The following is a 14607-nucleotide window of genomic DNA, read 5'->3' as shown; positions in this document are numbered from 1 at the left end:
CGCTATCCCAAAGTTAATCCAAAATAAAATACGGGCAATGCGGCTATCAGACTGTCCAGGCGATCCAGAATGCCACCATGGCCTGGAATAATAGCTCCAGTGTCTTTCAAATGACAACGCCGTTTTAAAATACTGATAAACAAATCGCCAAAAATAGAAATAATTACTGTAATCAAGGCCAGAACAATCCAGTGAACAACCGATTGGGGCATAAAATAGAAATAACCGACACCCATGACTGTCATTGCCAGAACAACACCACCTAATACACCTTCCCATGATTTTCCAGGGCTCACCTGAGGGATCAATTTGGTTTTACCCCAACGTTTTCCCGTAAGATAAGCACCAATATCAGAAGCCCATATTAAAAACAACAAATAAACCAGCAAGCCTTTACCCTGGGGCAAATCATATAAGTGAATCAGGCTTTGTGCAAATAAAGGCAACAATACGCAACAAACGCCCGCAACAAGGACGGGATATCCCCAATATTTTTGTGATTCAGGGAAGGTTATTATGGCAATACAATTGAGTCCCCATAACACCAGGCCCAAAGCGAGCCAATAGCTGAATAAATAACCACAGGCCCATAAGGCAAAGAATAACAGGAGAATAAACCCTGCCTGCATGATGCGATTTTTTAGAGGGATTAATTGCAGACTCTCATACCCTGCTCCAAAAAAAATAATCCCGACAATTCCCGCCAAAAGCCAGGCTGGTGCATAAAAAAGGATAAGTAAAACCAGGGGTACCAGAATTACAGAAGTGATCAAACGTTGCATAAACATGAGTGTACCCTTATTTCAAATTCGAAATCTGTCCAAAGCGTCTTTTACGTTTACCAAAGGAAGCCAATGCCAGTTCCAGCTCCTGAGCGTTAAAATCTGGCCAATGAACTTCAGTAAAATAAAGTTCGGTATAAGCTAACTGCCAAAGAAAGAAGTTGCTGATGCGCAGTTCCCCACTGGTACGAATGAATAAATCCGGTTCAGGCAAACCATAAGTATCAAGATAGTGCTCAAAAACCTGTTCGGTAATATCACTAAGCAGCATCTCACCGCTCGCTACTGCCTGGCATATTTTTTTTGTGGCGTTGGTGATATCCCACTTGCCACCATAATTCATCACCACATTTAAAATTAATTGTTGATTAGCACAAGTCAGTTCTTCTGCTTCATTCATTTGTTGTTGCAACGCAGGAGCCAGTACCTCTCTATCACCGGTAAATCGCATCTTCACGCCGTGTGCGTTTAATTCAGCCAATTCTTTCTGTAAAGCCTGCACAAACAATTCCATAAGGAAATTAACTTCATCAATTGGCCTGGCCCAATTTTCGGAACTAAAGGCAAAAAGACTCAAACAGGAAATTTTTTTTTCCATACAACAACGAATCATTTCCTTAACCGCAGCAACACCCGCTTTATGCCCTTCAATGCGCGGCAAACCACGCAGCTCTGCCCAACGCCCATTACCATCCATCACTATCGCAATGTGTTGAGGTAGTTTATAATCCAAAACAACTCTTCCTGCCATTTAAAATGGTTGATAGTCTAACCTCTTTAAGGTAAAAATTTAAGTGGTACCGGAAAATCAGTTCCAGGGATTTTATTTTTGAATGAGGGATAGATGAAAAAACATCCATTTACAACTTTAGCAAAATCACTCCTGATTTTTTCCAGCCTTGCCGTTTCCCCTTCCCCCCTTTATGCCGACTCTTCCAGCGGATTTGCCTTATCCGAGCATTGGGCCATGGGGCAACAGGTAAAACTGCGCTTTGATGTGAATCAGCAGCCAGAAGCTGCCGTTCCCTTACACCTGAAAAATGGCCTGGTACTTTCTTATGGCGACATCATGAGTCTTGGCGACCTTTATGGAATCATTGGTCGTCCAATCAGCCACGGCCTAACTAAAGAAGAAAGACAGTCGCGCTTTAAAGATGCGTTTAAATCCTTCGCCAAAAACTTCATGGCCATTGAGGAAGTTAAAGAGCTGAATGCCGTGGTAAAAAAGGAAATTGAGGCCGTTGAATTCGGAATAGATCATGGGGAAAAGGCGGAAGCCATATATGAGCGCATAGGCAATGAAATTGGCCGTCAGATAAACTGTATTACCGGAGGGGGTTGCACCAGCATGGGTTGGTGGCTCTATCCTGGGCGTTATTTGCTTCTGGCCATGGAAAATTTCGATCATTTTTCTCCTAATAATATCATCGCTTACAAAAACGGGCACAAGGCGGCCTTGCAACAAGCCCTGAAGGCAAGACAAACGGGAAATAAAGCGGATTTGGAACTGGCTTATGCCATGGATGCCTTCGCATCTCACTATCTTTCAGATCGCTTTGCAGCAGGCCATTTACGCACCCCCAGAGAAAATCTGGCAGATAAGGTCACACCTGCCGTTCTTGGCAGCCTGTTATCCAGCTATATGCATAGTGAAGAGAATAAATACGGCATCCATGTCCACAATGATCTTGGCGAGCGCTGGGTAGTGTATGGTGATTTTTCCTATTTTAATCCCTTTAACCAACCCAATCAGCAGATGCTATTAAGAACCCTGCAAACTTCCGCAGATGAAATTTTTGAAACTTATTTTACTGGGGTAATTCCTGATAAAAGTGTTGTATTACATATGATCCCGCATCCTGAACCATTGAATGGCGAAAATGACCTGGATATAGCCCCTATGTTTTACTGGGATGAGCAAAGCAAACAATTATACAGAAGGACTGATTTGTCCAATCCTTATGACAGGCATTGGACTAATAGCTGGTGGGGATGGAGCACTTGGGTCATTTTAAAAACTCAATATGGCGTAAGTTCGACCATACAACTTAGCCTGACCAAGCATCTTTCACAGTATAAGCCCAAGGAATTGGACACTAACTCTTTTGGGTGAATACAAGACCACATTGATCTATAAAAGAGCTATACTCTAATCACGTACCTGTTATTGTAACAGGGACATGATCCACGTCGTCCTGAGCGCGTCTTTTTGCGCGAAGGATCTCCTGAAAGCGGCATGGTGCCAGTATTTGGAGATCCTTCGCGCAAAAAGACGCGCGAAGAAACGACGTAGATCTTAGTGTAAACCTATGCATAACAAGGGAGAAAGTCATGCGTGGATTGGGATTGAATTATCAAATTTCTCGTGCGTTTATTCTGTTGGTGTTTTTATTTACTTCTACACTTTGTCTGGCAGAGCATTTTGGTGGTGCAGGCGGTTTCGGCCATGTAGGTGGCGTGGGAGGCGTCGGCCATGTCGGAGGTGTGGAGGGTGTCGGCGGAATTGGTGGTGTTCATCCTTACGACAATGGCTGGAATAACGGCTACCATAATTCTAATGTTGGTAATTATTATCCAGGAAACGGTTGGGTTGCCCCCACCTACATTATCAACGGTGGCGGTGATTATGATGATTGCCAAAGCGTGCAACAATGCGATTCCAACGGCAACTGCATCCAGACTCAAGACTGTAATTGAAACACCCCCTGTAGCCCGTATTAGCGAAGCGTAATACGGGATCACATGACTTATGAACCATGCCATTCCCCGTATTACGCTTCGCTAATACGGCTACGAATCCTGAGCTATTGCTATATACCTCTTTAATTGACAAAGGTATAATTCTTTTTCTGCATCCTTTAATAATCGGGTTTAACTCATGTCTAAAAATGCTCCACTGGTCCTCATGATCCTTGATGGATGGGGATATAATCCCAGTGACACGCATAATGCTATTGCAAAAGCGCATACTCCCCAATGGGATGAATGGTGGCAAACATGCCCTCACATGCTTTTACACGCTTCCGGATTACCCGTAGGGTTGCCTGATGAGCAAATGGGTAATTCTGAAGTAGGGCACATGCACATAGGTGCCGGCCGCGTCATTCAACAGGACTTTACCCGCATTAATCAAAGCATTAAAACTGGGGAATTTGCTGAAAATCAGGTATTTAACCAAATCATTACCGAACTGCAGGATAACAATAAATCCCTGCACATTATGGGCTTGCTCTCTCCTGGTGGCGTGCACAGCCATGAACAGCACCTGTTTGCCTTACTTGCCCTGTGCCATGCCCGGAAGTTCACTGCAGTATGTTTGCACTTATTTCTCGATGGCCGGGATACCCCACCCCAAAGTGCTCTGGACAGTCTGGAACGTTTAAATGCAGAGCTTAAAAAATATCCTGTGGCCTCCATAAGCTCAATTACTGGCCGTTATTACGCCATGGACAGGGACAAACGTTGGGAGCGAATGGAGCCCGTTTATAATTTATTGACCCAGAATCAGAGTGAACATCATTTTCCTGATGCGCAAACGGCCATCAAATCGTTTTATGAACAGAAACTTTCTGATGAATTTATCCCTCCGACCTTAATAGGGACGCATCAACCCATAGAAGATGGGGATGCTGTTTTATTCTTTAATTTCCGCGCGGATCGCGCCCGGCAATTAACTGCGGCCTTTATTGATCCTGCCTTTAACGGATTTAAGCGACAGTTCCTGCCGAAATTATCCTGTTTTGCCACCATGACCCAATACGATAAAAATATACCCACATCCATGGCCTTTCCCCCAATGCAATTAAACAATACGTTGGGTGAACTGTTAGCCTCACATGGCTTAAGTCAACTACGTATTGCAGAAACCGAAAAATATGCGCATGTCACCTTTTTCTTCAATGGCGGGAGCGAACTGGTTTTTGCTCATGAAGAACGCATCCTGATTCCCTCCCCCAAAGTGGCTACTTATGATTTACAACCCGAAATGAGTGCTGAAGAATTGACAGAAAAACTGGTTGCAGCCATTAACAGTACAACTTATGATGTAATTATATGTAATTACGCCAATGCAGATATGGTTGGCCATAGCGGTAATTTTAATGCAACAGTACAGGCCATAGAATGCCTGGATAGATGTATGAACAAGGTTTGGCAAGCTCTTGCCATACAAGGGGGCAAATTGTTAATTACCGCCGATCATGGCAATGCAGAAGAAATGTTTGATGATACAACACATCAGGCACATACCGCCCATACCAGTGAGCCCGTTCCTCTGGTTTATGTCGGCGGCGGTTGGCATTTTACCCAATCATCCGGCAGTTTGATTGACGTGGCGCCAACAGTGCTCACCTTATTAGGAATCACTCCCCCGCCGGAAATGACTGGACAGCCCCTATTGGAAAGAGACTATGCCCCGGTTCATTAAACGGTCCCCTGTCGCAGTAAAAAGAAATCCGAGCCGCGACCATGAGGGAGCGGAACCCTTGGGCCGGCTAATGAACAAGCGAATTAACACGAAAACAAAACATCTTGCCACATCAAACTATTCCGCTCCCTCACGGTCGCGGCTCGGATTAGATCAGGCAATTCTTAACTTAATGGCAGTGGGATTAAGCCTGGTAATGGCCCAGCCCTGCCAGGCCACTTCCCCCGTGGTACAAACCCAGACCAAATTAAAACAATTGGATGCCCAAATTAAAAACCTGCAGCAAACACTGACTACTGCAAATGATAAGCGGGGAATACTGCATAAAGAACTCTCAGGTACAGAAAAGCAAATTGGTGAAGGAATACGTAAACTTTATGGAATCCAGCAAGACATTAATGCGAAAGAACATAAAATTGCCGAATTGCATAACAAGTCAGCGCAATTAAATAAGCAGTTACTGATGCAGCAACAATTATTAGCGAGCCATGTACGAGCACGCTATCAAATGGGTGAATACCAACCTGTTAAATGGATACTGAATCAGGACGATCCCTATAAAATCAGCCGAATTTTAACTTATTACCAATACATTGTTAAATCGCGGCAAGATTTAATTAATGAAATTGGTGAAACTCGCCAAAGCCTGAGTGAAAATAAAGAAAGGCTGCATAGTGAGCTGACAGAAACCCAAAAGTTGAAACATCAACTGACCCAACATCAGGAGTTGTTGCAACATAATAAAAGTTATCATACAACCTTAATTCAATCGCTTAATAAGGAAATTCAAAACAAACAACATACTTTAACTGAATTCCAAAAAGATAAAGACAATTTATCACGCCTTTTAAAGTCATTATCTCAACAAAGTGTCGTTCAAAGCAGCAAACCCTTCCTGCAAATGCGCAAAAAATTGCCGCTTCCTGTACAAACTGAGCACCGATCCATACGTAGAATGAATCAAGGGGTGACATTTTTTGCCGATGAAGGGGCAGTAGTTACTGCCGTTTACCCCGGAAAAGTAGTATTTAGCGACTGGTTAAAGGGCTATGGCCTCCTGGTGATCATTGACCATGGACAAGGCTTTATGACTCTGTATGCACACAATCAATCTCTCTTCAAACATAAAGGACAAACAGTCCGTCAAAACGAGCAAATAGCTAGTGTAGGCCACAGCGGCGGTATTAAACAAAACGGTCTATACTTTGAAATAAGACAAAGAGGAAAAGCGGTTTCTCCGCTGAACTGGTTGTCTTAAAGTTGCCTCTGGCATTTAAATTGCATTTCAATATTTAATAAAAACAAAAGAAGGCGGCTTAATTAATAGCCTTGCATCCCAGGAGATCGCTATGGTTACCAGAAAAATACTTCCACGTACATTAGCATTAGTGTATGCCTTAACGTTAATGCTTCCATTAACCGCTTTTGCAGCCAGTGAAACGGCTACAGATAATAATACTAATACGAAAAGGATTCCATTGGAAGATGTCCAACGATTTTCTAATGCAATAGGTGAAATAAAAAAATATTACGTGAAACCAGTTGATGATAAGGAACTGTTTGATAATGCTATTCGTGGCATGTTGGGCGGTCTCGATCCTCACTCAAGCTATCTTAATGAAGAGGAATTTAAAGAACTACAAACCTCTACCAGCGGTGAATTCGGCGGCTTAGGCATAGAAGTGACTATGGAAGATGGTGTGGTTAAAGTCATTACTCCACTGGTTGATACTCCTGCCTTTAAAGCAGGAATAAAATCCGGAGACTACATTATCAAATTAGGTAAAGAGTCAGTTCAAGGCCTCACTCTTAAAGATGCCGTTAATTTAATGCGCGGAAAAGCAGGCACCACCATTGAATTAACCGTTTTAAGAAAAGGCGTCAGCAAACCTTTAACGTTTGACCTGATCCGTGAAGTAATATTGATCAAGAGTGTGAAAAGTAAAATGTTAAGTGATGGATACGGTTACATTCGTTTAACCCAATTCCAGGCCTTGACAGGTAAAGACATGCTGCAAGCCATAGAACAATTAAAACAACAATCTAACGGTAAATTAAAGGGATTAGTCCTCGATCTCAGGAATAATCCAGGTGGATTGCTTGATTCAGCAATTCAGGTGTCTGATGCCTTCCTTGGCAATGATAAATCAGGAAAACAAGAGTTAATTGTTTACACCGAAGGACGTTTGCCTGGTTCAAAATTCACTGCCTTGGCTAACCCAGGTGATGTGTTAAATAATGCTCCAATTGTCGTCTTAATCAATAATGGTTCAGCTTCTGCATCAGAAATTGTGGCTGGCGCATTAAAAGACAATAAAAGGGCGATTATTCTGGGAACTAAAAGCTTTGGTAAAGGGTCTGTGCAAACCGTTTTACCGCTGGACAATAAAACAGGCATTAAATTAACTACAGCACTTTATTACACTCCATCAGGAACTTCTATTCAGGCTAAAGGAATTGTGCCTGATATTGTGGTGGAAGAAATGGAAGTGCCTAAAAATGCTGCTAAAAAAACAGATGCCATGGGTTACAGTGAAGCAGATCTGAATGGCCACTTGATTAACGGGAATAACTCTGAAGCTACTCCTGCTAAAAACAATGCCCAATCAAGTGATCTGATTCATGAAGACTACCAGCTTTATGCAGCATTAACTGTTCTTGAAGGTATGGCTTTAGCAAACAGATAATGGGTTCTCTAAAAATAAAAATGGAGCAATCAGTTGCTCCATTTTTATTTATGATTTGGGAACTCGTAGCCCGTATTAGCGAAGCGTAATACGGGAATATCCTAGTACGATCCCGTATTACGCTTCGCTAATACGGGCTACAGATCTAGCCAGTAAGAACCTGCCCATTTTTTACCTGTTTAATTTCAGACTTGGTATAAAGCACACCATGCTTGTCGAAATTAATTGTCCCCATCACTCCAGTCCCTGCAGCAAGAATATGAATTTGATTGGCAATGTCCTGACGTGAAAAAGCGGAATTACTTTTCATAGAAAGGACTACACTTTTATGCAGAATATGAAAAACATCATAAGCATAACCTGCCTCTGTTACTGGATAATTCATATATGCTTCCTGGAACTGTTTTACAAACTGCGGATTCATCTCATGATTATCAACATACCATTGCCCATCAAACACCTCCATTACTTTAGGAGTAACCCTTTCAATAATAGTAGTAATCGGTTTATCGATATGGGCATTAGCCATTTGTGACTTAATCAGGCCAATTTCTTCAGGAGTTGCCATGATGAAATAAAAATCGGAATTCTTTTTTTTGATTTTATGGACCAATGTCGAAAAATCTTTGCTTCCTGATTTAAATTGCTCGTGTACCGCTATTTTTATTGGTGAATTACCCTGAACTTGCTGTATTACATTTTGAGTAAACAATGCAGAGGAAGGATTATCACTACTGATAATAGCAAGTTGCTGCACTTTATTACGCTTTAATTCTTCAACTAAAACAGAAGCCTGCTCAGAAACAGGATTCCACGCCAGAAAATTATTTGTTCCATCAGCAATAGCTGGATCAGTGGCCATACTAAAATGCAGAATGTTATTCTGTTTCGCCAAAGGGGCTGCTATCAGGCCACTGAAGGATCCTTCAGTCAAAAGAACATTGATATGATGCGCATCAATAAATTTTTGCAAGGTCCGGGATGCCGTTTTATTCTCGGGAAGCTCATCCAAAGTATAAAAAGAATATTCAATATCAGCTGAATTTAATTGATCCCGCGCCATTTCCATTGCAGCCAGTATATTTCTGCCAATAAAAGCTGATTTATCAGAAAAAGGAGCATAAATACCGACGTTAACAGTAGTTTTGGTCGTGTTTTTTATTGAACTGACAGGTGTTGAAGCGAAAGAAGCATCACTCATCAATGACAGGCCAAGAGAGGCTGATACACAAACAGCCTTTAGTAGAGAAGGTAACATAATTATCGTCAATGGTTGAAAACCGTGAAAATATTCTGCTATGAATAGTTACTAAATACAATGATTATTCGATACTTAAGGTTTGTCGTCTCCACTCAAAAACTGTAGCCTTGATGCAGCGACAGCGTAATCAAGGTTTTCCTATGGCCTCTTAAAACCGTGATTTCGCTGTCGCTGCATCAAGGCTACGCTGGATAGGCTAATTATATATTGGGTTCACTTTGTGATTATGAGATAATTACTGATTAATTGACTGTCTGTGAATCATTATGAGCCCTGTTAAATCAATTTCATTTCTTTGTACTACACTTTTATTTTCATCTGCCCACGCCAATATTGATGATCATTTGAATCAGATTAAAACTGATCCGAATGCCCTTTATGCCTTTTTCAAAAAAATGCCCAAAGGCGGAGAACTTCATTATCATCTGGCTGGCGGCCCTTATCCGGAAACCATGCTCGCCCTGGCAGCTCAAAGCAGTTATTGCATGGATTCAAAAACGTTCTCCGTAAGTAAAGTATCAAATCATTGTGATGGCATCAAAGTTAATGAGGTTTTTAATCAGCCTAAACTCTATGCAGATATCATAAGAGACTGGTCTATGAAAGATTTTATTCCAGGCCAGGAGTCGGGACATGATCACTTTTTTAAAAGCTTTTCCAAATACATGCCTATAGTCTTTAATTTCAGACCACAACTGATTGCCGATGTCATTCGCAGAGCAGCGCAACAACAGGAACACTATCTTGAATTAATGGATATACCCGATAATGCTCATTCCCTTAGTTTTGGTGAATTGATAAAAAACACCCAATCTTACGATGAAAAGAAAAACATTTTATTAAATAATAAAAAGTTTCAAAACAATATCAAACACACTGTTTTTGAAAGCGATAAAATGCTTGCAGATGCGTATCAGGATTTAGGCTGTGATACCAAGCCCCAGGCCGAAGAATGCCAGGTTAAAGTCAAACTTCTTTATTACGTACTCCGCGAACAGCCATTAGATAATGTCTTTGCCCAGACACTTAATGCATTTGAAGCTGTTGCACAATCCAAAGGCAGTCTGGTGGGAGTGAATCTGGTTCAACCTGAAGATGGAATAATCTCTCTGCGTGATTACCGCAAACAAATGCAGATTTTTGATTATTTTCACAAGCTCTATCCGCAAGTGCATATAGCCTTACATGCGGGAGAGCTCGCTCCTGGATCTGTGGTGCCAGAAGAACTGGGCTTCCATATTCACGATGCGCTTCTGGAGGGCCATGCGCAAAGAATTGGGCATGGTGTTGACATAGCTTATGAGAATAATTCAGACGCCACCTTAAAGTACATGGCGCAACATGATATACCCGTGGAAATTAATTTGATAAGTAATGCGAAGATATTAGACGTTTCCGGTCGAAACCACCCCTTGAATTATTATTTAAAACACAAAGTTCCTGTAGTTTTATCTACTGATGATGAAGGAGTACTGAGAACAGATTTAACCCAGCAATACGTTGAAGCTGTTATTGGCCATAATCTGGATTATCAGACTATAAAACAAATTAATCGCAATGCCTTAACTTATGCATTCTTACCCGGTAAAAGCATTTGGGCAAATGCCGCTGAAGCCAGATTGGTTGAAGAATGTACGGATTTAAAGAGCAAAACCTGCCAGGAATTTCTGAATCAAAATGAAAAAGGGCAATTACAGTGGGATTTGGAACACAAGTTAAATGCTTTTGAGAGTGGATTTAAGTAATACTACGTCGTCCTGAGCGCATCTTTTTGCGCGAAGGATCTCCAAACATTGGCACCATGCCACTATCAGGAGATCCTTCGCGCAAAAAGACGCGCTCAGGACGACGTAGATCTGGGGAGGATCGGAGGAATCCAAATCCTCCGTATTATACGCTTCAATCCCCCGTATTACGCTTCGCTAATACGGGCTACGGTTCGTTTAAACGCTAAAAGGATCACGCAAGATAATAGTCGAATTCCTTTCAGGACCTGTTGATAACATATCAACAGGAATGCCCAACAAGTCTTCAATTCGCTGTAAATAGGCTTTAGCGTTAGCAGGTAAATCATCCATATTGGTGACATCTGCCGTATTTTCCTGCCAACCCGGCATTTCTTCGTAAACAGGTGTCAAGCCTTCAAAATCATCAGCAGCCTGTGGTGGCCTTGAAAGCAAGTTGCCCTTACTGTCTTTATACCCTACAGCAATACGTAACACGTCCAGACCATCCAATACATCCAGTTTAGTCATACACAAACCAGTAATACTGTTTAATTCAATGGAACGTTTTAACAGAGCAGCATCAAACCAGCCACAACGTCTTGGTCTGCCAGTAACCGCACCAAACTCCTGACCACGTTCAGCAATTCGCTTACCCACTTCATCCATTAATTCCGTTGGGAAAGGGCCACCACCTACTCGAGTGGTGTATGCTTTGGTAATACCCAGGATATAGTCAATGTATTTAGGACCAAAGCCTGCACCATTAATAACAGACCCAACGCAGGTATTTGATGAGGTTACAAAAGGATAAGTACCATGATCGATATCAAGATAAACACCTTGAGCACCTTCAAATAAAATGTTGTCACCATTTTCCCGGTGTTCATGCAAACAGGCAGAAACATCACAGACCATAGAACGCAACTCTTCAGCCCACACTAAAGCCTCATCCAGCAAAGGCTGTAATTCTATTGCAGGTTGTTTGTAATATTGGGTTAAAATAAAATTATGATAATTCAAAAGCGCCGTTAACTTCTGTGCAAAGCGTTCCGGGTGAAACAAATCACCGACCTTCAATGCCCTTCTGGCGATTTTATCTTCATAGGCAGGCCCAATTCCACGACCAGTAGTACCGATAGCCGCATGCCCCATATGGACTTCACGCGCCTTATCCAGAGCCACATGGTTAGAAAGAATTAGTGGGCAGGCAAGGCTAATCCGTAAACGCTCACGTACATTAACGCCTTGCTGTTCCAGTTCTTTTATTTCAGTAAGTAACGCCTGAGGAGAAAGTACGACACCATTTGCAATGTAACAGGTGACATGAGGCCTGAGCATGCCTGAAGGAATTAAACGGAGTACTGTTTTTACCCCGTTAATTTTCAAAGTATGCCCGGCATTATGGCCGCCTTGATAACGAACCACTACTTCTGCATCCTGTGTCAACAAATCGACAATCTTACCTTTGCCTTCATCGCCCCACTGTGTACCTAAAATTACAACATTCTTACCCATGATCTACTCTTTGTTAGCAAAGTGCTGATTGATATTGAACCGATTTCAGCAAAATCGGCCATTATAATTACTTTTTAACGGCTATACCATCATTTTTTGGCATGGCTTGTTTGAAATAATCAAAAAAGGAATTACTTTGATCCAAAACCAAAATATCTTTTTTGCTGTTAAAACTGCCCTCATATGCTATCAAGCTTCTGTATAAGGCAAAAAAGTCCTTATTCTGACTAAAGGCTTTAGTATAAATAGATGCAGCCTCTGTCTGCCCAACCGCTTTTACCTGTTGCGCATTACTTCTGGCTTTAGCTAATAATACCATGACATCAGCATCCGCTTTAGCTTGTATTTGTTCTGCAGCAGCCTGTCCATCAGCTCTGTGTCGATTGGCAATTTTTTGCATATCCGCACGCATTCTCTGGTAAATAGCATTACTGGTATTAGCTGGAAGTTCTATTCCTTTAATACGTACATCAATTACTTTTATACCCAGCTCTCCTGCCTGTTTTTCAGCAGCATTACGTAGCAGGATCATCATATCATTACGGCCGTCAGAAACAGCATCAGAAATAGTACGCTTACCGAATTGGGCGCGTAATAAAGTATTTAACTGCTGCTCTAACAATGTTTCTGCTTTAAACACATTGCCACCGGTTGACTTAAAGTACTGTGCCAAATCAGCAATACGCCACTTCACGTAATAATCAACCATTACGTCCTTTTTCTCTTTGGTAACAATACGCGATGACTTGATATCCATCGTTTGCATACGGGTATCAAAAATGCGCACATTCTCAATGAACGGCGTTTTAAAATGGAGTCCCGGATTCAATACTTTTACAGTATTGGTTTCCGAGTCATTTACCAGCCGCCCCAAACGCAGGATGATGCCTTGCTGACCTTGAGTTACAGTAAAAACGCTGGTAAATAACAATACCAATATTAAAAATAACAAGATGCTCAAGGTTGTTTTAGTCGCATTCATTATTACTCTCTCCCTTGGCTGTAAGTAGGTCTGGTGAGATCACGTCCGGAAAGTATCAGACTGTCTTCATCATTAGTACCGTTTGCAGCATTATTATCACTTTTTAAAGCAGTTGTCTGAGAATTTAATTGTTTGCCGATGAGCTTATCGAGAGGAAGGTACAATAGATTCCCTGATTTGCTGTCCACAATAATCTTACTGCTTTTGCTCAGCACTTTTTGCATGGTTTCAAGATACATACGTTCAGACATCACCTGAGGCGAAGCTACAAATTGGGGTAATAAAGCCAAAAACTCGGCCACTTCTCCCTGGGCGCGTAAAACGACCTGTTTTGAAAATGCCTGAGCTTCCTGATTAATACGGCTTGCATTACCTTCTGCAATAGGCACTACTCTGGCAGCATAGGCAAAAGCCTGCTCTTTAAATCGTTTTTCGTCTTCCTGCGCTTTAATTGCATCATCGAAAGCATCCTGAACACTTTCAGGCGCTCTTGCAGGCTGTGGTGAGACGTTAACTATTGAAATCCCTGTTTTATAAAGGGCAAGAGTTTTGATCAAAGTGTCCTGCACGCTATTACCCCAGACTTCTCGCCCTTCGGTAATAATCTGATCCAAGGTGGTCATACCAACAACCTGCCGTAATGCGCTGGAAGTTGCCTGTTGCAGACTTTCCTCTGGATTTGCAACATTAAATAAATACTGTTGTAAATCGCTGATACGGTATTGCACTGCCAATGCTACTTCTACCAGATTTTCATCACTGGTTAGCATTTGTGCCGAATAGGAATAATCCAGAACCCTGTCCACGTTCATGACGATTTTGGATGAAATAATACGGGGAATCCAGTGTGGGCCGGGACCAACCGTCTCAACATATTTTCCAAAGCGCAAAATTGCCGCCTGCTCAGCAGGATCTACAATAAAAATACCTGAAAGAACCCAAAGAATGAAAATGATTAAAGCTATCATTACAGCAAGCAAACCACCGCCGGAACTATTCGATGAATTATTGTCAGACTTGTCTGAACCACCAAAAAAAGTCTTCTTTAATTTTTCATGAATACGTTTTAAAGCCTCATCCAAATCTGGAGGCTGATTCTGACCTTTCCATGGATCCTTGCCCTTTTCTGGCTCATTCCACCCCATCGATGACTCCTGATAATTTTCAAAGAAGGCTAGAATTCTATGGGGTATAGCAAGTTTAAGCAAGTAGATACTTTACTCTTTG

At 41.8% G+C, this 14607-nt stretch carries 12 protein-coding genes; 6 read left to right on the top strand and 6 right to left on the bottom strand.

Features of this window, described 5'->3' with window-relative positions:
* Window positions 1-2 precede the first annotated feature (2 nt).
* Both B094_RS0105620 and uppS read right to left on the bottom strand, forming a co-directional pair.
* Window positions 3-788 (bottom strand): phosphatidate cytidylyltransferase, encoded by a 786-nt coding sequence (locus tag B094_RS0105620; RefSeq protein ID WP_018576825.1) that lies wholly within the window; start codon window positions 786-788, stop codon window positions 3-5.
* Window positions 789-798: 10 nt separating this feature from the next.
* Window positions 799-1515, bottom strand: coding sequence for a polyprenyl diphosphate synthase (gene uppS, locus B094_RS0105615; RefSeq protein ID WP_026253900.1), 717 nt, complete (start codon window positions 1513-1515; stop codon window positions 799-801).
* Between the two features lie 111 nt (window positions 1516-1626).
* On the opposite strand from uppS, the gene B094_RS0105610 reads away from it, so the two are divergent.
* From B094_RS0105610 to B094_RS0105585, 5 genes are all read left to right on the top strand, one after another.
* Entirely contained in the window at window positions 1627-2895 is a 1269-nt protein-coding gene (locus tag B094_RS0105610) for a hypothetical protein (RefSeq protein WP_018576823.1), read from the top strand.
* A 218-nt stretch (window positions 2896-3113) separates the two neighbouring features.
* Window positions 3114-3479: a hypothetical protein gene (locus tag B094_RS15780; protein WP_018576822.1), complete on the top strand. Its 366-nt coding sequence runs from the start codon at window positions 3114-3116 to the stop codon at window positions 3477-3479.
* A 181-nt stretch (window positions 3480-3660) separates the two neighbouring features.
* Window positions 3661-5208, top strand: a complete 1548-nt coding sequence (gene gpmI / locus B094_RS0105595) for a 2,3-bisphosphoglycerate-independent phosphoglycerate mutase (RefSeq protein ID WP_018576821.1) — start codon at window positions 3661-3663, stop codon at window positions 5206-5208.
* Window positions 5209-5380: 172 nt separating this feature from the next.
* The gene (locus tag B094_RS0105590; protein ID WP_155823655.1) at window positions 5381-6466 is read left to right on the top strand and encodes a murein hydrolase activator EnvC family protein; all 1086 of its coding nucleotides are present in this window, start codon (window positions 5381-5383) and stop codon (window positions 6464-6466) included.
* Window positions 6467-6557: 91 nt separating this feature from the next.
* Window positions 6558-7895: a S41 family peptidase gene (locus tag B094_RS0105585; protein WP_018576819.1), complete on the top strand. Its 1338-nt coding sequence runs from the start codon at window positions 6558-6560 to the stop codon at window positions 7893-7895.
* 145 nt (window positions 7896-8040) lie between these two features.
* On the opposite strand, the gene B094_RS16435 is transcribed toward B094_RS0105585, so the two are convergent.
* On the bottom strand, window positions 8041-9153 hold the full coding sequence (locus B094_RS16435) for an ABC transporter substrate-binding protein (protein ID WP_155823649.1): 1113 nt from the start codon (window positions 9151-9153) through the stop codon (window positions 8041-8043).
* A 269-nt stretch (window positions 9154-9422) separates the two neighbouring features.
* Between B094_RS16435 and B094_RS0105575 the strand changes: the two genes are divergently transcribed.
* Complete coding sequence (locus B094_RS0105575) at window positions 9423-10901, top strand: adenosine deaminase family protein (RefSeq protein WP_018576817.1); 1479 nt, start codon at window positions 9423-9425, stop codon at window positions 10899-10901.
* A gap of 198 nt (window positions 10902-11099) precedes the next feature.
* On the opposite strand, the gene B094_RS0105570 is transcribed toward B094_RS0105575, so the two are convergent.
* From B094_RS0105570 to hflK, 3 genes are all read right to left on the bottom strand, one after another.
* Window positions 11100-12398 (bottom strand): adenylosuccinate synthase, encoded by a 1299-nt coding sequence (locus tag B094_RS0105570; RefSeq protein ID WP_018576816.1) that lies wholly within the window; start codon window positions 12396-12398, stop codon window positions 11100-11102.
* Between the two features lie 67 nt (window positions 12399-12465).
* Window positions 12466-13380, bottom strand: a complete 915-nt coding sequence (hflC, locus tag B094_RS0105565) for a protease modulator HflC (RefSeq protein ID WP_018576815.1) — start codon at window positions 13378-13380, stop codon at window positions 12466-12468.
* Between the two features lie 2 nt (window positions 13381-13382).
* Complete coding sequence (gene hflK / locus B094_RS0105560) at window positions 13383-14525, bottom strand: FtsH protease activity modulator HflK (protein ID WP_018576814.1); 1143 nt, start codon at window positions 14523-14525, stop codon at window positions 13383-13385.
* Window positions 14526-14607: the final 82 nt, after the last annotated feature.

It is taken from the genome of Legionella shakespearei DSM 23087 (assembly GCF_000373765.1).
Taxonomy (GTDB): Bacteria; Pseudomonadota; Gammaproteobacteria; order Legionellales; family Legionellaceae; genus Legionella; species Legionella shakespearei.
Note: the sequence above shows the minus strand (reverse complement) of the source record. Positions and strands in the feature narration are given on the sequence as shown.

What these genes read in the sequence shown, in the direction of transcription:
- B094_RS0105620 (WP_018576825.1), bottom strand. Translation starts at nt 788, where the DNA reads ATGTTTATGCAACGTTTGATCACTTCTGTAATTCTGGTACCCCTGGTT.
- B094_RS0105610 (WP_018576823.1), top strand. Translation starts at nt 1,627, where the DNA reads ATGAAAAAACATCCATTTACAACTTTAGCAAAATCACTCCTGATTTTT.
- B094_RS15780 (WP_018576822.1), top strand. Translation starts at nt 3,114, where the DNA reads ATGCGTGGATTGGGATTGAATTATCAAATTTCTCGTGCGTTTATTCTG.
- gpmI (WP_018576821.1), top strand. Translation starts at nt 3,661, where the DNA reads ATGTCTAAAAATGCTCCACTGGTCCTCATGATCCTTGATGGATGGGGA.
- B094_RS0105590 (WP_155823655.1), top strand. Translation starts at nt 5,381, where the DNA reads ATGGCAGTGGGATTAAGCCTGGTAATGGCCCAGCCCTGCCAGGCCACT.
- B094_RS0105585 (WP_018576819.1), top strand. Translation starts at nt 6,558, where the DNA reads ATGGTTACCAGAAAAATACTTCCACGTACATTAGCATTAGTGTATGCC.
- B094_RS16435 (WP_155823649.1), bottom strand. Translation starts at nt 9,153, where the DNA reads ATGTTACCTTCTCTACTAAAGGCTGTTTGTGTATCAGCCTCTCTTGGC.
- B094_RS0105575 (WP_018576817.1), top strand. Translation starts at nt 9,423, where the DNA reads ATGAGCCCTGTTAAATCAATTTCATTTCTTTGTACTACACTTTTATTT.
- B094_RS0105570 (WP_018576816.1), bottom strand. Translation starts at nt 12,398, where the DNA reads ATGGGTAAGAATGTTGTAATTTTAGGTACACAGTGGGGCGATGAAGGC.
- hflC (WP_018576815.1), bottom strand. Translation starts at nt 13,380, where the DNA reads ATGAATGCGACTAAAACAACCTTGAGCATCTTGTTATTTTTAATATTG.
- hflK (WP_018576814.1), bottom strand. Translation starts at nt 14,525, where the DNA reads ATGGGGTGGAATGAGCCAGAAAAGGGCAAGGATCCATGGAAAGGTCAG.